Below are 23,694 nucleotides of genomic sequence, written 5' to 3'. Positions count from 1 at the left end.
TCGGATTCTGCAGCATACAATATGTTGTGTTTTCTGTTAGAATAGACATATGCTATCTAACGAAAGAAGAATTAACTATGCTAAAACAACGCCGCGAAATTCAAAAAGCCAATGACTTAAATATCCCTGAAAAAGTTACTAAACGTGACGGTAGCGTCTACGACTTTGGACTTTATAAATTACAAATGATCTTAGAAAAAATGGGCTTAAAGGATCAAGAAGGTCAATTATTGCCCTTGATTTTGAAAAAGATCAGCAATAAAGATAATGTGCGTGCCCAAGATATTGCGGCAAGCTTTGTGGCAGTTTTGCGTGAAGAAGGCTACGTTAAACAGGCCCAAGCTTATATTGACTATAGAAGACAAGATGAACTTAACTTTAAAGAGCAAACTAAGACTACTAACCGTTTGCAACGTTTAGTCCACCATGATCCAACTATCGTTAATGAAAATGCTAATAAGGATTCACGAGTTTTTTCAACCCAGCGTGATTTAACAGCTGGTGTGGTGGGTAAAACTATCGGTCTAACTATGATGCCTGAACATATTGCAAAAGCGCACTTGCGTGGTGATATTCACTGGCACGACTTAGACTACACTCCACTCAGTCCGTTGACTAACTGCTGCTTGATTGATTTTAAAGAAATGCTGGCTCATGGTTTTACCATCGGTAATGCAAATATTGAAAGTCCACATTCAATTGAAACCGCAACAGCTCAAATGTCACAAATCATCGCTAATGTCGCTTCTAGTCAATACGGTGGCTGTAGTGCTGATCGCGTTGACGAGGTCTTAGCTCCATATGCTGAAAAGAACTACCACAAGAATATTAAAGAAGCCAGTGAGTTCTTTGATGATGAAGAAAAGATCGAAGCTTTTGCCAAAAAGCGCACTAAAAAAGATATCTACGATGCTATGCAAGCACTTGAATATGAGATTAATACCTTGTTTTCAAGTCAGGGTCAAACACCATTTACCACTTTAGGCTTTGGACTGGGTACGAGCTGGATTGAGCGTGAAATTCAAAAATCTATCCTTAAGATCCGAATTGAAGGATTAGGTAAAGATAAGCGAACTGCAATCTTTCCTAAATTAGTTTTCACCTTAAAAAAAGGCCTTAACTTGCATCCTGGTGATCCTAACTATGACATCAAAGAATTAGCCTTAGAATGTTCAACTAAGAGAATGTACCCAGATGTTGTCATGTATGACACTCTTAAAAAGATCACTGGATCCTTTAAGGCGCCAATGGGTTGTCGCTCATTTTTACAAGGCTGGGAAGATCCTGAAACTGGCAAGGAAGTTAACTCGGGTCGAATGAACTTGGGAGTTGTCACTTTAAATCTACCGAGAATTGCAATGGAATCAAAGGGTGACAAGGACTTGTTCTGGAAGATCTTTAAAGAAAAAGTTCAAACTGCTCACGAAGCACTCCAAGTCAAAGCAGCGCGCTGTCGCCAAGCCGTGCCTGATAATGCTCCAATTTTGTATGAATATGGTGCGTTTGGTAAACGTTTAAAGGCAACTGATGACGTCAACCAGCTCTTTATCAATGGTCGCTGCACCGTTTCACTTGGCTACATCGGACTTTATGAAGTCGGCACTGTCTTTTATGGTCCTAATTGGGAGCATAATGAGCAAGCTCACCAATTTACAATTAATATTGTTAAGCAGCTTCACGACTACTGCGCTAAGTGGGAAAAACAAGATCCTAACCACTACCACTACAGCGTTTACTCAACTCCTAGTGAGAGCTTAACTGATAGATTCTGCAGATTAGATACTGAAAAATTTGGCAAGGTCAAAGACATCACCGATAAGGAATACTACACTAACTCTTTCCACTACGATGTTAGAAAACACCCAACCCCATTTGAAAAGTTAGCTTTTGAAGCACCATACCCATATTATGCTGCTGGTGGCTTTATCCATTACTGTGAATACCCTAACTTAAAGCAAAATCCTAAGGCCTTAGAAGCTGTTTGGGACTGGGCTTATGATAAGGTGGGATATTTAGGAACAAACACTCCAATTGACCACTGCTTCAAGTGCGGCTTTGCCGGTGAATTTAAGGCAACTGCTAAGGGATTTGAATGTCCGAAGTGTGGCAATCACGATCCAGAAACCTGTGATTGTGTAAAACGTACTTGTGGCTATTTAGGAAATCCACTTAAGCGTCCAATGGTTCATGGCCGTCACGAAGAAATTGTCCACCGGGTAAAGCACATGAACTTAGGTATGGAGCAACAAGTAGCAAGTAAAGAAATTAGAAAGAACAAGGAATATTAATGCCTGAAAAGGATAAAAATAACCAAGAAGGACCTGACGTCCGTGGTAATTTAATCAAAGTAAATATTGGCGGCGATACCGTTTTTGTCGATGCTAACCAATATAAGCCCCAAGTCCAGCATGCTAAACTCCTCAAGCGTCAGCACAAAATGCCTAAAAATCCTAAGCCAGGTGAGTGGGTTTCAGAAGAATATTCTAAACATAAGATTGCAGACTATAAGCCGTTTAACTTCGTTGATGGTGAAGGAGTGCGGTGCAGTCTTTATGTGAGTGGCTGCTTGTTTGACTGTCCGGGATGCTATAACTTAGCTGCTCAGAATTTTAATTATGGTCGACCTTATACCCAAGAACTAGAAGATAAGATCATTGAAGATATGTCTCAATCTTATGTTCAGGGCTTAACGCTACTTGGTGGCGAACCATTTTTGAATACCTGGGTTTGTCTAAAAATTATAAATCGCGTCCGCAAGGAGTTTGGTCATAGTAAAGATATTTGGTCTTGGTCTGGCTATGCCTGGGATGAATTGCAAAAAGAAACCCCCGATAAAAAAGAGATGCTATCTAAGATTGATATTTTAGTTGATGGTCGCTTTATGGATGATTTGAAGGACTTAACCCTACAATTTAGAGGTTCAAGCAATCAAAGAATTATTGACGTTCAAAAATCGCTCAAAGCTAATAAAGTTATAATTTGGGACAAATTAGTCCGATAGGTTATGTAGAATATAAGAGAGACAATTTTGTTTCTCTTATTTTTTTGAGGTAAAGCAATGAAAGAAAAGAACTTACAATTGGTTGATCAAATTATGACTCAGCTGCAAAAGGTCCAAGATCCTGAATTATTAGTTGATGTAGTTAATTTGGGGTTAATTTATGGTATTGATATTGAAGGCTCGCATGCCACGGTGAAGATGACACTTACTATTTCAGGTTGCCCGCTTTCTTCATATTTGCAAGATCAAATTGAAAAAGCCGTCTTGCAAGTTGATGGTATTGATAAAGTTGACGTTAAGCTTGTTTGGTATCCGGTTTGGAGTCCAGAAAAAATGACTCAGGCAGCTAAAAAGCAATTGGGAATGTTAGATAATGAGCAAGCAATTGATCAAGAAGAGGAAATTGAAGCAACTGAAGAAAAAGAAAAAATTATTGACTTTAGTGTTCCAATTAAAAAACTAGCCAGCCAATATCCTGATTTTATTCAGATTATGTATGATTGTGGTTTTACTAGAATTAAGATCCCAGGACTGCTTTCAACAGTAGGAAGGGTAATGACGATCCCACTAGGTGCACAAGCTATGCATTTAGATTTAGCTAAAATAAAAAAAGCCTTTGAAGATAAGGGCTATAAAGTAATTGATGGATAATAGTGAAATTGCAATTTTACGTAGGTTTTGATGAGCCACTCTCAATTGACTTTGAAAATATAATATAAATTTTTAGTTTAGGAAGCAAAATGAAGCAAGATAACAAAAGACAAGCAGCGATTTTAAAGATTCTACACTATATTCAAGATGGCGGCGACTTAGCAAACGCTAAAAAAATGTTTCAAGAAAATTTTGACCAAGTCGACGTCAGCGAGATCACTAAAGCTGAACGTGCACTAATTGCAGGCGGGCTAGATCCGCGCCAAATTCAGTATTTGTGTAATGTACATGTGGACTTGTTCAAAGATAATATTAAGCAAAATAAAGAAAATCCCGATTTTTCAATTCCTGGTCATCCAGTCCACACTATCAAGTTAGAAAATCTCGTCATTAAGTCCTTGATTGAAGATGCTTTACTGCCAGATCTTGAAAAGTTTAAAAATGGTGATCAGGCAGCCTTAAATAAGCTTCAAACAGAATTGCGTGATTTAGCCACGATCCACAAGCACTATGCTAGAAAAGAAACATCGATTTTTCCGCTAATGAATAAATACGGGATTACAGCGCCGCCGCAAGTGATGTGGGGCGTTGATGATAAGATCAGAAAATTGATCGCGCAAGCAAATGAAGCTGTCGATGCACCAAAACCTGACATGAATTATGTAGAGTCGACCATTAAACAAGCCAGCCATGAAGTACTTGAGATGATCGTTAAAGAAGAAAAAATCATGATCCCAATGATAGACGAAGTCGCAAATGAGCAGGATTGGTATAACGTTAAAAAAGAAGAAGACCAGATTGGTTATACCTTGATTCAAAAGCCAATGAACTGGCAAGCAAGCCATAATTCGACTGCTAATACAAATTCAGGTGCAGTATCATTAGAAAAACTATCTGGTTTAATACTTAACTTTAAAGAAGGGAGTCTGAATTTAAGGCAGCTCAATGCTATTTTGGACTTGTTGCCGTTTGCTTTAACTTTTATTGATGAAAATGATAAGGTAGTTTATTTTGGAGGCGGTGCTTCAATTTTTCCTCATTCAAGCAATGCACTGGGAAACTCTGTTTACTCTTGTCATCTTCCAGAAAGTGTACCGGTAGTTAAAAAGATATTTGATGCTTTTCATACAGGTGAAAAGGATAAGTATGAATTTTGGTTTGAACCTAGACATATGAAGCGATATTTATATTTGCAATATTTTGCAGTGCGTGATGAGTCAGGCAAGTATTTGGGATGCTTAGAAGTTGCCCAAGATGTTACTAAGATTCGCAGCTTTAAAAAAGAAAAGAAAACTTTATAAAGTATCGTAAAAGAATATACAAGCTCAGCTCCGATTATCTAATTACTTAATAATGATTAACTTATTACCTTCTAAATAGCGTTATGTTATGCTTAGCGGTATAATAAAACTGGTTTATAGTATTAAATTAAACATATTATTAATAGAAATTACTACAGGAGTATGAGGCTACATGTTATTCAATAAACGTGACTTAGATGCAAAACAAAGATTCGGGATAAGAAAGTTAACTATTGGAACTTGTTCTGTTCTTTTGTCAACTTTATTTTTAGGATTAAGTAACAATGAAGTGGTTCATGCAGATACTTTACCTAATAATATACAAGAGCAGAATTCTCAAACTAATAAAAAAGATCAAGAAACTGAGGCTAATCCAGTTCAAAAGGATGTTACAAATAATGATTCACAAAAGAGTGTAGTTCACAAGTCTGATGAACTTACAAAGGATGATAGCGCGGCAGCTACTCCTTCAAATAATAATCAAGCTAGTGCAACTGCGCAGTCTACAGAAACTCCTTCTACTATTCAAAAATCTGAAACTTCAAAGCCTAATTCTTCTACTTCTCAAACCAAAAACGAAACAAATTCTGCAACTCAAGAAAATACTGCTAAGAATGCAGATCAAAAGACAAATAAACTTAATGTAAGCAAGGCTGCTGCTAATGTAGCAAATGTTAAAGCTCTTCAAGAAAATAAAGCTGCAGCAAAAGCAGCCACAACTAACGGCGGATATGATTCTGCTACTTGGGGGACATTAGATACCTCTAAATGGACAGGGCAGAACACGACATTTGATGGAAACAATTATTACCAATTAACTGGCTACACCGGCGATCAAACTCACATTATTGTGCCTAATGAGGCTGACTTTACGGCTGCTGATAAATCAACTAATAATCTTCAAGTATCAATATCTAATGATTTAATTAAAAGCTGGCAAAATGCTGCTACTATTGCCTTTAGTAAAACTGATGATAAGAAAATTAAGCTTGCAAGCACTAACTTAGATAATACTTTCCAAAAGAACACTACTTTGACCAATTTAGATGCCAACAGTTTAGACACAAGTAGCGTTACTTCGATGCAAAGTACTTTTGAAGGTGCTTCTAACCTATCATCTTTGACTGGAATCAGTGACTGGGATGTTTCCAATGTAACTAATATGTCCCTTTTATTCCAAAATGCGACTGGCTTGACTAGCTTAACTGGTTTGGAAAACTGGGATGTTCAAAAAGTTACGAATATGACCCGGATTTTTAACAATGTTAACAAAGTTACAGATCTTTCTCCTTTAAGCAATTGGAAGACTGATAGTTTACAAAAACTTAACACTGCATTTGCTAATAATAGTTTTACGAACTTACAAGGTCTAGAAAATTGGAATGTAAGTCATGTAACTGATCTGGGCGTCATTTTTATGAGTGATGCTAATTTGACTGACATTAGTGCCTTAGCTAAGTGGGATACTAGCAATGTGACTGATCTGAATCGGGCATTTAATGTTAACCAGGCTCTAACGAGCCTGCATGGTTTGGAAAACTGGAATACCAGTAAGGTAACTAATCTTGAAGCAACTTTTGCCAATGAAGGATCATTGGTTGATGCAAGTGCGATTGCTAACTGGAACACGAGCAATGTTACCAATATGTCAGTTTTGTTTGCTGGGTCAAATGCTCAATATGTTGATCTTTCTAACTGGGACTTTAGTAAGGTAACCAGTGCATCTAATGTCATAAATAATACTCAGTCAGTCGTTTATCTCGGTAATAACTCCACACTTACTGCTGATAAGTTAAACACTTTGGGTATTGCCAATGGTGGCTTTACTCAACCAATCATTTTAGCTAGTGGTAGTCTCTACACTCTTTTATCCAATAAAAACAATAATACACACAATATCACTATTAATAATGCCAGTGGTAGCCAACTTACTACTATTTCTGTACCTGTTGTTTATGATGCAGCTGGTGCAAGTAACATGACGGATGCCATTAATAGTTACAAAGACATGGTTGATCAAAAGCTTGAGGATTATGTTACTGAGCATAACTATGTACTAAAGAGAGTTTCAACTGCCCCTGTTGATGATGTAACGGGTCACAATAATCATCTAGTTAACTATGCGAATGCTACATACCAAGTTGTTACTATCCCTGCAGATCAAAAGAAAAACCTTCAGATTCAAGATAAGACTACCTATAAGGGGAAGACTTTAACAGCTAAAGATTTAGTCACTAATGTTGCTGATTTCCCATCAGGTACTACATTTGAATTTGCTGATAATAGTGAACCAAATTGGGATCAAGTAGGGACATATAATGTTAAAGTTATTGCAACTTATCCGGTTTCTGTGAATGGCCAGCAATACACTGCCGTAACTGCTCCAGCTACTGCTAAGGTTACTGTTACTCAACAAATGCAGTTTACAATCACTTACTGGGATGATACGGAAAATAAGGAAATTATTCAATTTGATATAAAAAATGCTGGTAATGGTGGCTATAGTAATGATCTTAAGTTTCCAGATGGCGTAAATCCAGCTAAGTATCAATCTGTTAGTGTCTCTGGAGTACCTGCAGGAGCAACAGTTGCTGGAGATCAGTGGAGATCATTTACAGATCCAAGTTGTAATTGGACAATACCAAATTATAAATGGACGACTGAGGCTGCTCCTTCATTCTATGGTGCAAATGTTGTTGTTCACTTAGTTCATAAAACTCAAGACGTAACTAATACTGATCCAGCTGCACAAGAAACACGCACTGTTACCGTAAATTACGTTAAGACAAAGGTTAATGAAGACGGTACTTACACCGAGGATGGTAATGCCTTTACTTCTGCAGTTTTAGATGTTTACTATATTCGGCAAGCTACAAAAGATTTGGTAACTGGAACTGTTACGTATGGTCCATGGCAATGGAATACTAAAAAAGGTGATAGTAATACACCTGGTTACCATGTAGTATCCGGGACTTGGACTAATTTACCGCAAAAGTGGGCTACAGTAACTGCCGATGTACCAACCTTAGATGGATATACAGCTTACACTGGTGGTCCTGCTACAAATACTAGTAAAGTTCCTGCTAATCAATTTGTTTTCCCTACTTGGAATGGTAGTGATGGCGATACCAGCGATATTTCTAAAGGCTCAACTGCATATACTACGGCTGCATCTCTTTATGAAGCTCAACCTGTTCATACTATTTTCTATGTTCCAAATAAAACTGAAGCTAGAACAATAACCGCTAAATTTGTGTATGCAGGTGGTGATAAGAATGGCCAATCAGTTGCACCCGATGCGCAGATTCAAGTTTTCTTCAAACAAGCTGGGACCATTAATGCTTCAACCAATAAAGTGGTTTATGGAGATTGGACTTGGGATAAGACTGAGGATAACTTAGGTTTCCATGTGATTTCTGGAAACTGGAATATAGCACAAGATGGACAATTTACTGTTACTCCTCCTGATGCTGGCAATGACTATGTAGTAGCAAACCTCAATTCTACAGGCACATATACTACTGTAAATTTTGCTAATCCAAATTATAATTCCAATACAGTATTTACTACTAATAATGCTCCTCAATGGTATGTTCGTAACGAATTGACAACTTACTATGTACCTAAATCATTGACGCAAAAAACTATTAACCGTGTAATTAACTTCACGCCAGTTAACCAACCAGGAACTCCTTCAGTTACCCAAACTACGACTCAATCAGCAACAATTACTAGACCTGTACGCGTAAATGCTGATGATAGCGGAGTAGTATTTGATGGCTTTGATGGTAGTGGCTGGACTACAGGTGAATGGGACCGCTATAACAATATACCGGTTCCTAATAATTATACGAAAGTCATTAAACAAATAGTTACGCATCCTGATGGGACAACTACTGAAACAACATTAAATATTCCAAACTGGAGACCTATTCCAGCTCAAACTGTCACTATCGATACACTTCCGACTGTAATTAATATAACCTATACGGCAACTGCAACAGCATTTTTGGCAGGTACTAATGAGTCAACTTACACTGGCAGTCCAATCACTCTTGATGACCTTAATAATGGGGATGGTGACAATCCAATTTATGCTGGAGTTACAGGGCCCACTGGGGATGTCTATACTTTACAGGCCGGGGATGTTGAATTTTCATCTAATAATGGTCAAACTTGGACGACTGAAATGCCAACTAATGCAGGTACCTATGAGTTACGTTGGTCAGAACATGGCAAGCAGAATATTATAAAAGAATTTGGTAATAACAGTATTAAATGGGTAGATGCTCAGGGTAATTCAACCTTTACCAGTACTGCAACCTATATTATTAATCCGGCCCCAGCTACTTTCACTTTAAGCAACCAGACATCTGGAAATTATAGTAAGATCTATGATGCCCAACCTGCGACTAGTATCGATCCTTCAAAATTAACAATTACTACTAACTTTAACAATGCCAAAGTAGTTTTAGATACGACTGGCCTCACCAGTGATAGTTATGAGTGGGTAGATGCTCAGGGTAATTCGATCAGTAATCCTGAAAATGTTGGAACTTACTACATAAAACTTAAGGACGCTGCACTATCTACTCTACAGAAGGATAATCCTAACTTTACTTTGATTAATGGTGGTGGCTTAGCTACTTACACTATTACAGCTGCTGAAAATACTGTAAGTGTCGATGGTACACAAACCGAAACTTACACTGGCCAACCAATTAGCGTTAAATACAATGCTAATGGAAATAACAGTGTTCAAGTAAGCATTAGCTCTAAAGATGGAGCAACAGCTAGCTTGAGCAATGTACAATTAGATTCTGGTGACTTCCAAATTGTTGATGTCAGCGGTAAGCCTATCACTGCAACGAATGCTGGTGGTGTTTACCATATTGTCTTAACTGATGCCGGTGCCAATAAGATTCAACAAGCCGTTGGTGATAATTACAAGATTAGCCAAGGTACAAGTTTCGGTACTTTAGTTATTAACAAGGCCCAAGCATCTGCAGAATTTAGTGGCAATCCTTCATACACTTACACTGGTAGTCCTAATAGTGATTACTTAAACGGCTTCTCAATTAAGCTGAATGAACCAAATAATCCAACTTATAACTTAGTTGCTGGTGATATTGAATTTAATATCGATGGGACTTGGACTACTACTGTTCCAATTAATGTTGGAAAATATGCAGTTCGTTTATCCCAAACTGGTTGGGATCATATCAAAGAGATTAATAGTGATAATGTAACTTGGTCTGCCACCGCATCTAGTGGAACTGGCACTTACAACATTACTCCTGCTAGCGCTAATACTGAACTTAGCGGTCACAATTCTATGGTTTACAATGGCAATTCAGTAACAACAGCTGATTTGTATACTGATGGTTCAACCATTAATGTAGTTATTAGTGGTAATAATGTTGTTAACTTGCCAACTAGTTTCACTCTTGCAGAGGGAGACTACGCTTGGAATACTCAAGATGGTAAAGCACCTGTTAATGCTGGTCCCTATACTCTGACTCTTTCTAGTGCAGGTCTTGATAAAATTCAAGCTGCAATTGATGAAGCGGTTGGTAAAGGTAATGTAATCTTATCTAAGGACAATACAGGGAGTGCCACTTTCCAAATTGAACAAGCTGTTTCACCAAACGTTCAGTTAGATGGTAGTGAAAAGAGTGAATACAATGGTCAAGCGGTCAGCTTTGATCCAAGTAATGAAGAAACCAAGAAAAACTTTGGCTTCAATAATGTTCAAGGCTTGACTATTCCAGATTTAACTGCTGATGACTTTGAATGGGTCGATCAAGATGGCAAACCGATTGCTGCTCCAACTGATGCTGGTTACTACTACTTGCAATTGAATGAAAAAGGTAAGACCGCTTTTGCGAATGCTAACCCTAACTACACATTTGTTAAGGACGGAAATAGCACGATTTCAGGCCGCATTACTTACCACATTTATCCAGCAAGTTTGATTATCGGCGTAAGTGGAACTGCATCACAAGTTTATAATGGTCAAAATGCAGCTATTACCCAAGCTCAGCTTGATAATGGTGATATTAAATTAATGTGGGGTAACTCAAATAATGAGCCAATTGGATTGGGAAGCTTCACTTTAATCCCAGAAGATTTAGAAGTAGTTGATAGTGCTGGTAATCCAGTCAGCCATGCTAACGCCCAAGAAAACGATAAAATAGGTAATCCAGCTTATTATGTTCGTTTGACAAGTGCTGCACTTAATAAGATTAAGAATCTAACAGGTGCAAGTAATTATGACATTAGTTTAGGTAAGGCAACTGGTGATTTCTTGATCTATGCCCGCAAGGCTCAGGTTACCTTAAATGGTAATCAAACGACCCCTTACGGGACTGATTTACCACTCGATCCAAGTGCATATCATATTGAATTAACTAATTGGAATAGCAGTGTTCCTGGGCCAACCGAGGCTGAAATTATTCAAAAAATTGGTGGTTTGAAAGCTGGCGATGTCTATATTAATGGCTTTACTAACGGGCAAATGCCAGTTAATGTCGGCTCTTACCAAGTTAAGATTACTGATCAACTATTGCAAAAACTCCAAGCAGCTTTTCCAGATTATGATTGGGATGCTGTTAGCGGAAATAATGGCACTGCTAGAAGCGGTTCATCTAATTCAGATCCTATTGATGCTAGACATGAACCAGCTACATATGTAATTACGCCGGCTGATACTACCGTTACGATTAGTGGCGCAGAGCATATTAAATATGGCGAAACTGCCACGATTCAATATGGCGGCGATAATGGCTACAGTATAACTATTACTGCACCTGTTAAGAATGCGACAACTGACAATGAACATGAGCCAATTTATACAGATTTGAAGCTTGAAACAGGCGATTTAGAGTTTGTAACTACTCCAGATAATGTTGGCACTTATCAAGTCAAATTATCTGCTCAAGGATTGAAGAAGCTCCAAGATTTAACTGGTTCAACTAACTATAATTGGACTCAAGGTTCTGCAGCACGGGCCAACTTCTTTGTTGATCAAATGCCAGTGACAATTACTGTTGGTGGTAATGAGCGAAACGTAACTTATGGTTCCAATGATTGGTTAAAGGCTATTAAGGAGAATCCTCAAGGTTATACCTTAACTGTAAAGACTGAAAATGGTACTACTTTAAACTACCAAGCTAAAGATGGAGATTTGATTTTTAGTCAAACGCCAGGAGATGTTGGTAGTTACCAAGTTGTCTTATCATCTCAAGGTCTGGATAATCTCAAGACTGTATTGGGTACTAACTATGCTTATCCACAGGATGCGAGCGATGTAACTACTTATGGCATCTTTAAGGTGAACCAAGGCGAAGTCACGATTAGCTTAGATGGTAGCGATAGTAAGACCTATGATGGAAACGCTACAACACCAGCTGATTTAAATACTGGTAAGTATAATTTAACTTATTCAGCAACTGTTTATGCTCCCGACGGTACTGCACAAACGATTAAGTTAACTAGTGATGATTTGCAGTTTGCTAATGGTGATCCTATTAATGCTGGAACTTATACGGTTGAATTATCACCAGCCGGTGAAGCTAAGTTGAAGAATTTAACTGGCAACAATGGCGATAACTACAAGTGGACATTTAATACTAAGGCCACTTACACGATTAATGCAGCCACTGAGGCTAGTGCAAGCTTGTCAGGTTCTAACCAAATGACATTTAATGGATCAGCAGTAACTACCGCTGAACTTAACAATGGTGGTGACATTATTGTTAACTTGACCTTCCCTGGTAGTACTGAAAATAGTATTTACCACTTGCAAGATGGTGATTACATTTGGACAGATGGTGAGGCACCAACTAATGTAGGTACTTACACTATTAAGTTGACCCAAGCTGGTTTGGCTCATTTGCAGGCTGCAATTGATCAATATGCTGGTTCAGGGAATGTAAAAATTAGTGCGGATAGCTTAACTGGTTCAGCTACTTTTGAAATCGTTCCTCAGTCAATTACCGATGTAACTATTTCTGGTAAAGATCAAGAAAAGACTTACGATGGTCAGCCTGCTAGTTTAGATGTAAAAGACTTAACGATTAACGCTAATGATCTTGTTACTGATAACCCATTATCAATGAAAGGTATTACTATCAGTGATTTTGATTGGTATAATGCCCAAGGTGAGAAGCTAGATGCGATCCCAACTGATTCTGGCACTTATGAAGCCTGTTTGAAACCTTCTGCTCTGCAAACATTGCAAAAGGATAATCCTAACTACAGCTTTAATGCTGCAAGTGGCACGATTAAGTACACAATTAATCAAAAAGCAGCTACTGATACTTTAGGTGGAAATGGCAATAAGATTTACAATGGTCAGGAAACTTCAGTTAGTGATGTCTTTAATTCAATTACTTGGACGCCAAGTGGCTTAGTTGCTGGCCAAAGCTTAGATCTTTCTAAGCTAAGCGAAGCTGACTATGCTTGGTATACCAAGAATTCAGACGGTACTTATACTGAAATGACTGGCTTACCAACTAATGCTGGTACTTACTATTTGAAGCTTAAGGATAGTTCAATTGCTAAAATTCAGGCAGCTAACCCTAACTACAGTTTTGCCACTGGTGCAATTAGCGGTGAGTATACTTATATTATTAGCCAAGCTAAGGCTGAGATTACTTTGCCAAGTACTAGTGATCAAACTATTACTTGGACTGGTAATCCAGCAACAATTGATCCAGCTAACTTTATTCCAGAAATCACTACTGATAATCCAAATGAAAAGACCATTGCTTTGCCAAGTACTTTGCAATTAACTACAAGTGATTATGAATTCTTACAAAATGGAAAAGTGATTTCTGCACCAAGCGAAGTTGGAACTTATCAAGTTCGTTTAACTGAAGCTGGCTGGCAAAAAGTTCAAAATGCGATTACTGGAAATACTAACTATACTTGGAGTTACCAAGGCGAAGGTAATTATCATATTCAAAAGGCAACTGCAAGCATTACTCTTGACGGTTCAGCTTCAACAATTTACACAGGAAATCCAGTAGTTATTCCAGCTACTGATGGAGTTGTTAACGGCATTAATGTGAAGTTATCAAATGGCCAAACTTATGTCTTAAAGCCGGCAGATCTTGAATTTGTAAATAATCAAGGCAATCCAATTCCTGCACCAACTAATGCAGGTACTTACAAGGTTAGATTAACCGAAGCAGCATTAGGTCAAATTCGAAATCTTGAAAGTAATCATTATAACTATACTTATAATAATGATGCGGTAGACTTTACAATTGAAAAAGCTAACGCTGATGTAACCACTTCAGGTTCATATGATGTAGTTTACAACGGCCAAACTCCAGAAATTAATGTTGATAAGATTACTAACGCTATTGCTACTAACAATGGTGTAGATCTTACCGTCCCAACTCTATCTGCTGACGACTATGAATGGGTTGATGAAACTGGTAAGGTAATTGCTGCCCCAGTAAATGTGGGTACTTACTACTTGAAGCTCAAGGATTCTAGTCAAAGTAAGATTGCTACTAATAATAATTACGACTGGAGTTTTGATGGTTTAGCCAGTGTCACAATTAGTAAAGCTACTGCAACAATTAGCTTTAATGGTAGTCAAGAATCTTCTTACACTGGAAGCGTTATAGCATTAGAGCCTGATAAATTTGAAGTTAAACTTTCTAATGGTCAAACTTATAAGTTAACTGACAAAGATATTCAAGTTATTGGTAACCCAGTAAATGTTGGTACTTACCAAGTTGAGCTCAGTCAAGCTGGAATTGATGCAATTAAGGCAGCTGATAGTAACTACGACTACAGTTATGATGGTAGTCAAGGATTATTGGTAATTACTCCAGCTGAAGCTACTGCAACTATTAGTGGCTCTCAAACTACTAAGGACTTAGAAGTAGATCCTCGTAATTATTCTGTTGTTGTGGTAATCAATGGCGACAAGCAAGTTATCTCAGGCTTAACTGCTAATGATTTTGTCTTTAGTAAAGATGGTCATCCAGCTCAATTAACTGAAGCAGGAACTTATGATGTTGAACTTAGTGGGGATGCAATTAATAAGATCCGTCAAGAATATCCAAACTACAATATTAGCTTTAGTTCAACTGCAACATTTATTCTAGAAAATAGTAGTCAAACTATTAACTATGTAGATGCTGATAACAAGGTAATTAGTTCAATTGTTATTGATGGTCACATTAAGGGCACTAAGCTTCCATTTAAGCCAGAAATTCCAGCTGGTTGGGTCGCAAGTGATCCAAGCAAGTTACCAACGGAAATCACCCTTAATAATGGAATTACTTCAATTGCAATCAAGAAGCAGACTACTCCACAACCACCAATTCCACAAAGTGCTGATCAGTTAGTTAAATTTGTGGATAGTGAGGGAAATGTAATTGATTCTAAGACCTATACTGGTGCATATGATTCGACTGTTTCGGCAGATCTTAAGATTCCAGCAGGCTACAAGTTAGCTGAAGGTGAAAGTTTGCCAACCACCATTACTATCCTTAATGGAGTAACAATTATTAATATTGTTAAAGATAATGGTGATAATAAACCAGATAACAAGCCAGATGATCATCCACATATTAAACCAGATGATAATAACGATAAGCCAAATAACAAACCTGCAGTCCCAGATAAGCCACATACTGACAATCATGGTCATCTCGTAGCTCCAGATGGCAAGATCTTTCCTAAGGGAAGCCATATTGCTGCTAACGGTGACGTGATTGGACCAAATGGACGTATTCTATATCACGCAGGGATGCTTACACGTATTGGTGAAAGAGTTGTTAAGAAGCATCTTCCTCAAACTGGAGCTGCTTCTGACAATCCTGTTGTGGCAGGTTTGGCAATTTTAGGTGCAAGTTTAGGACTCTTTGGTTTAGCTGATAGACGTAAAAAGAGAAAAGAAGATAAGTAATTGAACTTACTTCTTTAAACGAAAAGACATGGAAATATCCATGTCTTTTTTGTTAGACTAGGTTAGAGAATGGGAGGGATTGCATGAAGACTGCACATGGTAAACAACCAGCAGATGAGATTAAGTTGCATTGGTTATTACTAGGTGAATTGTTAACTTGGATTGGAGCTAGTTTTATTTGGCCACTAACATCGGTTTATTTAAATAAGCGTCTACACGTTTCATTAGCGATGATTGGGGTAGTACTGCTTTTTAACTGTTTGGCTAATATGCTGGGCTCATTTGTCGCAGGATGGGCTTATGACCACTTAGATCCATATTATTTACTGATCGCTGGTGGAAGTTTAGATGCACTAGTTTTGTTTTTAATGGCTGCTTTTCATGGCTGGCCAATTTATTGGGTATGGATGACACTAACTGGATTACTCGGCGGCTGGAATGGAGCATTAATTAATTCAATTGCTACTAGTATCAAGTCTAAACCTGGGCGCTACGTCTTTAATGTGATTTATTTTGCCCAAAATTTAGGTGTTGTATTAGGTACGCTAACGGTCGGCTACTTGTATGATTACTCGGTGACGTTGCTATTTATCATTGCAGCGTGCTTATTTGTGGCAGTTAGTGTTAACACGATTTTTAATTACCGCCCAATTATTCAATTTCATAAAGAAAGAATGGCTAACAAAGATAAGCAAGTTAAGCAAAAGATTCAGCCAATGCCAAAGGCTAACTTGATCTTAACGATTGGCTTTTATACTACTTTAGCTGTGATTTGGTTGATGTATATGAATTGGGAGTCGAACTTATCAGTTTATATGGTTTCACTAGGCATTCCATTTCATTTATACAGTTTGCTGTGGACGATCAATGCAGGAATTATCGTCTGTGTTCAAGCGCTACTTAGCAAATTTCCTAATATTTTTAAGAACATTTTTCACCAGATGATATTTGGTGTGACGATGTTTGCGATTTCTTTTGTGACGCTAATTTTTGCCAAAGATTATGCTCACTTTGTCTTTTCGATGGTGACTTTAACCATCGGAGAATCTACTGCTATGCCAGCTATCCCAGCTTATGTAAATGATTTATCGCCAATGTCGAGCAAGGGAAAATACCAGGGCTTGACGCTATCGACTTCAGCTATTGGTAGAGCGTTAGGGCCGTTATTTGGCGGACTTGTGATTGATAGATTTGGTTATATCGACTTCTTTATTGTTGCTGCAATTGGAATCTTTTTAATGATCGTAGTTTTAGTACCAATGCATGCGAAATTGAAGCAGCAGTTAGAATTATTTAAGTAAAATAGGGAACTTTTTGAAGGCAACTAAATATAGTTAGCTCCTTTTTAATTTTAATAATAGACTAACAATTTTAAGAATGATATCATTTAGATAGTTACTTATAAATTCAAAGGAGGATTTTTATTTGATGACTCATTTTAACGTTCGCGGTGGAGCTGGCGATATCACCAAGCCCGACACCAATGCTCGTGTTCAAGATAACTTATATTTAGCGGTTAACTCTAAGTGGTTGGAAAATGCGAAGATTCCATCAGATCGTTCACGCACTAGTAGTTTTGACGGAATTGATCTTAATATTGAAAAAAACTTAATGCAAGATTTTGCTGATTTTGCATCCGGTGACAAAGAATTACCTAAGGTTCCTAACTTCGGTAAGGCTGTAGCACTTTACAGAATCGCCAATAACTTTGAAAAGAGAAATGCTGACGGTGCACAACCAATTAAGGCAGACTTGTCAGTTTTGACTGATTTGAAGAATTTTGCTGATTTCAACTTAAAAGCAGCTGATTTATTCAAAAACGGCTTTGGTCTTCCATTTAGCTTCTATGTTGAAGCCGACATGAAGAATACCAAGATTCACGCACTTCACTTTGGTGGAGCAGGTTTAATTTTGCCTGATACTACTACTTACGACAATCCAGCTGCTAAGGACTTGCTTGACGTTTGGTCAAAACAAACTATTAACTTATTAACCATGGCTGGCATTGACGAAGCTCAAGCTAATGCTTATGTTGCTGGAGCTTTGAAGTTTGATGAAAAGCTTTCTAAGATTGTTAAGTCAACTGAAGAATGGGCAGATTACCCAGCAATGTACAATCCAGTTTCACTTGCTGACTTTGAAGCTAAGATCAAGAACTTCAAGATCGATTACTTCTTAGGCGAAATCTTTGATAAAAAGCCTGATCGCGTAATCGTTACTGAACCACGCTATTTAGATCATTTTGACGAATTAGTTAATGAGGATAATTTCTCAGAAATCAAGGGCTGGATGATTACTGGATTTATCAACAGTGTGGCTAGTTACTTGTCACAAGACTTCCGTGAGGCTGCTTTCCCATTCCACAAGGCACTTTCAGGTCAACCAGAATTATCATCTGGCACTAAGCAAGCCTATCACTTGGCAAACGGCCTCTTTAGTGAAGTAGTAGGTGTTTACTACGGTCAAACTTACTTTGGCGCTGAAGCAAAAGCTGACGTTGAAGACATGATTCACAAGATGATTGATGTTTATGAACAAAGAATTAGCGCTAATAGCTGGCTCAGTGAAGAAACCAAGAAAAAGGCTATTACTAAGCTTCGCGCTTTAATTTTGAAGATTGGCTATCCAGAAAAGATCGAAAGAATCTATGATCTTTACGAAGTTACTCCAGAATCTGAAGGCGGCAGCCTTTATGCTAATGAATCTCAAGCTGGCAAAGTTGCCTTAAAGTACAACTTGGATAAGTTGTATAAAGACGTTGACCGCAGCGTATGGCTGATGCCAGGTAACTTGGTTAACGCTTGCTACGACCCACAAAGAAACGACATCACCTTTCCAGCTGCAATTTTGCAAAAGCCATTTTATGATTTGAAGCAATCACGTAGCTTGAACTATGGTGGTATTGGTGTGGTTATTGCTCATGAAATTTCTCACGCATTCGATAACAATGGGGCTAAGTTCGACGAATTTGGTAACTTGAAGAATTGGTGGACTGACCAAGACTTTGCTGAATTCAAGAAGCGTACGCAAGCTGAAATTGATTTGTTCAACGGCATTGAATATGGTCCAGTTACTTTGAATGGTAAGCAGATTGTTTCTGAAAATATTGCTGACCAAGGTGGACTGACTGCTGCTGTTGAAGCAAATAAGGGCGAAGGCGGCGATATGAAAGAAGTCTTTGAAAACTTTGCACGTGTTTGGGCAACTAAGCAATTGCCAGAAAGTATCAAGACTCAAGTTTCTGTTGACGTTCACGCTCCTGGTCCAGAAAGAGCAAATGTTCAATCACAATGTCAAGAAGAATTCTACAAGGCATTTGATGTAAAGCCAGAAGATGGTATGTGGCTTGATCCAGAAAAACGTGTAGTTATCTGGTAATAGGCATAGAAATTTAAAAGACATTGAACTATTTATGAGTGGTTCAATGTCTTTTTTTGTATAGAAAACTAAATAATTTATGGCTAATTTAATAACAGGAGGTATCAAGTGATGAATTAAGATGGTATTATTGAACAATAAGATTGAATTAGTTATCGCTTTCAAGACGGCTACAATTCAATATGCTAAATTAAATAACGATAATTTGGCGTTAATAATAAAGGCTTGAATGAGCAAAGAGGCAAGCAAATGAAAAAGCTATCACGTAATAATAAGTTGGGAAGAGAAAAAAGCCAAAGTGAGTTACAACATCACTATTCTTTTCGTAAGCTTAATTCAGGGTTATTAGTTTCAGCAGCTATCGGTGCATTTTTATTTTTTGATAATAATACTGTTCAAGCAGCTGATACTAGTTTTTCAACGGACACTGTAGCAGCTGCCCATGATAAAAATTCAACTAGTGATGAAGAACTGACTAGTCAGAATATTCACCAAAAAGAAGTTACTTTACCTAAAGCAGACGTTAATAATACGCAAACTTCTTCCGACGAAAATAAGGTAGAAGCTAAAAATACTGATAGTACTGCTACTACTGAAAAAACAGCGTCTTATGATGTAGTTACTGGGGCAAAAGAAGAACCAAAAGCAGTTCAATCAAAGATTGATACTCAGAATTTTGCAACTGATCATAAAGCTTCTGATAAAGAAAAAGTTATAGAAGCTAATTTAAGTTTAGCTGAAAAAGCTTCATCAAAAGCAGTTCTTAGCGCTGGTGAAAATAATACCGAATCTGTTAAATCAAAAGATGGGACAGCTATGTTATCTATGGATAACAACCAAGTGGGTAATGTAGGCAAAGACGCAAATAATACGATTAAGTTGACTCTGAATACCTCTACCTCCAGTCCAGATCCTGAAAAACCAACTATTTCAAATGATCAACATGATAAAGATATTGCAGATAACAATACTGAACATAAGGACAACACCATTAGTCAAAATAATATTCAAAAGAATAGTTCTGTGACTAAGCAAGTAAAACATCCAATACCTGTATATCACAAGAAACAAGCTTTACCACAAACTGGGAATAGAGAAAACAATACTTTATTCTTGATTTTAGGTTTAGGTAGCGTATTAGGTGCCTTGATTAGTGGCGCATGGGCTTCTAAGAAAAAGAAGGACAATTAAAAGTAATGATAATTAGTTCTTAGGGAGCTCCCAGTGATGGGGGCTTCTTTTTTGCTATCTTATAAAGATCACAAAAAAATGTGATCTTTGACCTGTTATGTGCTAAAATCAATCAATAATGGAGGTAAAATATATGCTAATCGATTTTATTACTAAGAATTTTGCTTCATTTAAAAATGAAACTGAATTGTCTTTTCAAACTGGTGCACGGTTATATAAGTACAAGGAAACGAATACTTTCCCAGGAAAAGATGTTTCTGTATTAAAAAATTTACTGTTATTTGGGCCCAATGGTGCAGGGAAATCTGAGCTTCTCCAAGGAATTTTAACTATGGCTCATTTAATTCGAATTGGTGGTACCAAATCGATTACAGATAAATTGGTATACAATCCATTTTTATTCAATCCCAATAGTGCTAAAGATTTAACTTATTTTGCAGTAACTTTAAAATATCAAAAGCAAATATATGAATATTCATTTTCGTATGATGCTGATCACATTGAAAGTGAAAAATTAGTACTAATTCTATCTAATAGTGAGAAGACGTATTTTGAAAGAAAGGGACAGGATTTCTTAGTCTTACCGGATAAGCTAAAAGGCTTAACAGATAATTTGAGAAAAAATGCTCTCTTTCTCTACTTAGCTCAACAAAATAATGATCTACATGCCTCGGGAGTTTTTACTTGGTTTAGTGAAGATTTGGTCTTTTTAGGCTCAAACGTAATGATTCCAGAAAAAATGTTGGAATTATTATCAAATGAAAAATTAAAGCAGGAAATGATTGATTTCTTAAGTTTTGCGGATTTTAATATTGTAGATTTAAATTTGAGACGTGTTGCGATTGATGATCCAATATTGAGAAAAATTTCGACACAATTAGATGCGCCCTTACCGACTGATAGGTTGGAAATTTATACATCTCATAAAGTTTATGATGATCAAGGAAATGTTTTAAGAACTGAAGAATTACCGTTAAGTTCTGAATCGCAGGGGACACAAAGGATCTTTTATATTGTCTTGGCGATGATTTTCTCTCAAGTTAATGGCAACCATAAAACAATAGTTATCGACGAATTTGATGAGTCGCTCCATCATGAGTTGGCTGACAGTTTAGTTAAATTATTTAATACAAAGGAAAACAGTAATCAATTTCTATTAGCAACCCATGATTTAGAATTGCTGGATAATGAAATTAGAACAGACCAGATCTATTTAATTGAAAAAGACTTTAAGGGTGTAAGTACGTTAAAATCAATTTTTGATTTTTCCGATTCAAGAAATTTGGGAAGATTAAATGTATCATTCTTACATCGGTATCTTAAGGGACAATTTGGTGCGATGCCAATTATTGATTTAGATGGGTTGAAAGAGACCTTAAAGTCGATACATGAAGAGGTGAAGAAATCTAATAATGAGAAAAAAGCGTAAACCTAAAGAGCTTTCTCTGCAACAAAGCATTTATATTTTTTGCGAAGGCGAAACTGAAGAAAATTATTTTAGAATGCTAAAGCAAAAATATCATCGTACTGAAATATCTATTGCTCGTCCTAAAATTGAAATAAAGGCGATGGGGCGATCTGGTAAAATGCTAATTCATGAAGCCATCGCCCATACTAAAGGAAAAGATCCCGGTAAAATATATGTTGTTTTTGACAGAGATGATCATGGTTTGCAAGAAATTTCAGAATGTCGAAAGTTAGCTCAAAAAAATAATATTGAGATACTGTTTTCTTCAATTTGTTTTGAGATATGGATCTTAATGCATTTTGAGCCAGTATTTAAAAGTTATTCGCGCCCAGCCTTATTTCAAAAGTTATCGGGTCCGCAGTATTTTGCCCAAAATTATAAAGATTTTAAAGGAGCAGATGTTTTACACATGAGAAAGTTTTTATATGATCGAATAAAAACAGCAAAAGAAAATGCAGATGCCCTTTACCTAAGAAAAAACAATTTATTAACAGATGATCCGTTTACTAATATCAATTGTTATCTAGGAGAGATATTTCATACGGATCAGTTTTAGAGAGCTCCTCAAAATGTTGGAGCTCTTTTTTTGCGGCAAAGTTTAAAAGGGTTTAAAATGTAGTATGAAGTTTAAAAGAGTTTAAAAATAGATATAAAGTTTAAAGGAGTTTAAAAATGAACAATCCTTTTAATCCAACTTTTGGGGATGTGCCCCAGATTTTCTTAGATACGGACTCTAGAATTAATGATTTAATCAAAACTATTAAAAATAGCAGCTTCGCACGCTCCTTTTTTATTACTGGGGTGCGTGGATCTGGAAAAACAGTCTTTTTAAATGCAGTAGGACAGACACTGGATAAAGATAAAAGTTGTATTCGAATTAATTTGTTAAATAATGATAACCTAGTTGAAAGTTTTACTAAGAAATTACTTCATGCAACCACATCTAATTTAAAAAAAGTAGTTAAAAGCGTAAGTTCCATTTCTGTCAAAGGTCTTAATATTGATCTTTCTAGTGATAGTCTTGAATATGATGAGGCTTTGAAAGAAATGCTGATACATTTGAAAAAGCAAAATAAATATGTAGTAGTGACGATAGATGAGATCAGCAATTCTGAAGCTGTAAGAAAGTTTGCGCAAGTTTCTAACGAACTAAAAGGTGAAAAATTACCTCTATTTGTTTTAATGACGGGATTGCCAGACCTCGTCTTGAATTTACAAACTGAAAAAAATCTTACATTTTTGCTCAGATCAGAAAAAATTCACACTTTACCTTTGAAACCTGCAGATGTAATTGCTAGTTATCAAAAGATTTTTAAATGTTCACTTGAGCTTGCCAATAAAATGGCGCAAATGGTGGGTGGCTATGCGTATGGTTTTCAATTGCTGGGCTTTTTATTGTTTAATGAAGTAAATGGAAAAGTTCCAACATTTGCAGACTTGGAGAATATCACGCTCCAATATAAACTCCAACTTTTTGACAATGCATACCAAAAGATTTTTGATGATCTATCCGAAAATGATCGTAAGTATCTTTTGTTTGTTAAAGACGGTGGAAAGTTAGAAGAGATTGTTCAAAAGTGGGGCAAGAGTCGAGTTTATGTGGCTCAATATCGTCGACGGGCAATTGAAAGAGATTTAGTAAAGCCGGTTGGACATGGAATAGTAAATTTCACTTTGCCATACTTTGCAGATTATCTTAACCAAGTGCAAGATCCGAACTCTGTATATTATTTAGGTTATTAAAAACTTTAGATTTCATACCAAAATACCT

11 protein-coding genes are annotated in these 23,694 nt (G+C 36.9%); all 11 read left to right on the top strand.

The window, feature by feature from the left end; translation table 11 throughout:
- Positions 1–77: 77 nt before the first annotated feature.
- The 11 genes from nrdD (at position 78) to BN55_RS02515 (ending at position 23,666) form a co-directional block, all read left to right on the top strand.
- A complete protein-coding gene (gene nrdD / locus BN55_RS02565) occupies positions 78–2,288 on the top strand; it encodes an anaerobic ribonucleoside-triphosphate reductase (protein WP_008470125.1) in 2,211 nt (736 codons plus the stop codon).
- On the top strand, positions 2,288–3,001 hold the full coding sequence (gene nrdG / locus BN55_RS02560; RefSeq protein ID WP_008470123.1) for an anaerobic ribonucleoside-triphosphate reductase activating protein: 714 nt from the start codon (positions 2,288–2,290) through the stop codon (positions 2,999–3,001). Before nrdD ends, nrdG begins: the two co-directional genes overlap by 1 nt.
- 57 nt (positions 3,002–3,058) lie before the next feature.
- Positions 3,059–3,652, top strand: a complete 594-nt coding sequence (locus BN55_RS02555; RefSeq protein WP_008470121.1) for an iron-sulfur cluster assembly protein — start codon at positions 3,059–3,061, stop codon at positions 3,650–3,652.
- An 89-nt stretch (positions 3,653–3,741) separates the two neighbouring features.
- Positions 3,742–4,953, top strand: a complete 1,212-nt coding sequence (locus tag BN55_RS02550; RefSeq protein WP_008470119.1) for a DUF438 domain-containing protein — start codon at positions 3,742–3,744, stop codon at positions 4,951–4,953.
- Positions 4,954–5,125: 172 nt separating this feature from the next.
- Complete coding sequence (locus BN55_RS02545) at positions 5,126–15,886, top strand: MBG domain-containing protein (protein ID WP_008470117.1); 10,761 nt, start codon at positions 5,126–5,128, stop codon at positions 15,884–15,886.
- An 83-nt stretch (positions 15,887–15,969) separates the two neighbouring features.
- Positions 15,970–17,187 carry an MDR family MFS transporter gene (locus tag BN55_RS02540; protein ID WP_008470116.1) on the top strand — a complete coding sequence of 406 codons (1,218 nt, stop codon included), beginning with the start codon at positions 15,970–15,972 and terminating at the stop codon, positions 17,185–17,187.
- A 127-nt stretch (positions 17,188–17,314) separates the two neighbouring features.
- Positions 17,315–19,264, top strand: a complete 1,950-nt coding sequence (locus BN55_RS02535; protein WP_008470115.1) for a M13 family metallopeptidase — start codon at positions 17,315–17,317, stop codon at positions 19,262–19,264.
- Between the two features lie 249 nt (positions 19,265–19,513).
- A complete protein-coding gene (locus BN55_RS02530; RefSeq protein WP_040469142.1) occupies positions 19,514–20,455 on the top strand; it encodes a YSIRK-type signal peptide-containing protein in 942 nt (313 codons plus the stop codon).
- Between the two features lie 133 nt (positions 20,456–20,588).
- Complete coding sequence (locus tag BN55_RS02525) at positions 20,589–21,884, top strand: AAA family ATPase (protein WP_008470112.1); 1,296 nt, start codon at positions 20,589–20,591, stop codon at positions 21,882–21,884.
- Complete coding sequence (locus BN55_RS02520; protein WP_008470110.1) at positions 21,868–22,479, top strand: RloB family protein; 612 nt, start codon at positions 21,868–21,870, stop codon at positions 22,477–22,479. The genes BN55_RS02525 and BN55_RS02520 overlap by 17 nt, the downstream gene beginning before the upstream one ends.
- 116 nt (positions 22,480–22,595) lie before the next feature.
- Complete coding sequence (locus BN55_RS02515) at positions 22,596–23,666, top strand: AAA family ATPase (RefSeq protein WP_008470108.1); 1,071 nt, start codon at positions 22,596–22,598, stop codon at positions 23,664–23,666.
- Positions 23,667–23,694: the final 28 nt, after the last annotated feature.

Origin of the sequence: Lactobacillus hominis DSM 23910 = CRBIP 24.179, from assembly GCF_000296835.1 — a bacterium.
Taxonomy (GTDB): Bacteria; Bacillota; Bacilli; order Lactobacillales; family Lactobacillaceae; genus Lactobacillus; species Lactobacillus hominis.
The sequence above is the reverse complement of the archived record's forward strand: the minus strand, read 5'-3'. Positions and strand labels throughout refer to the sequence as shown.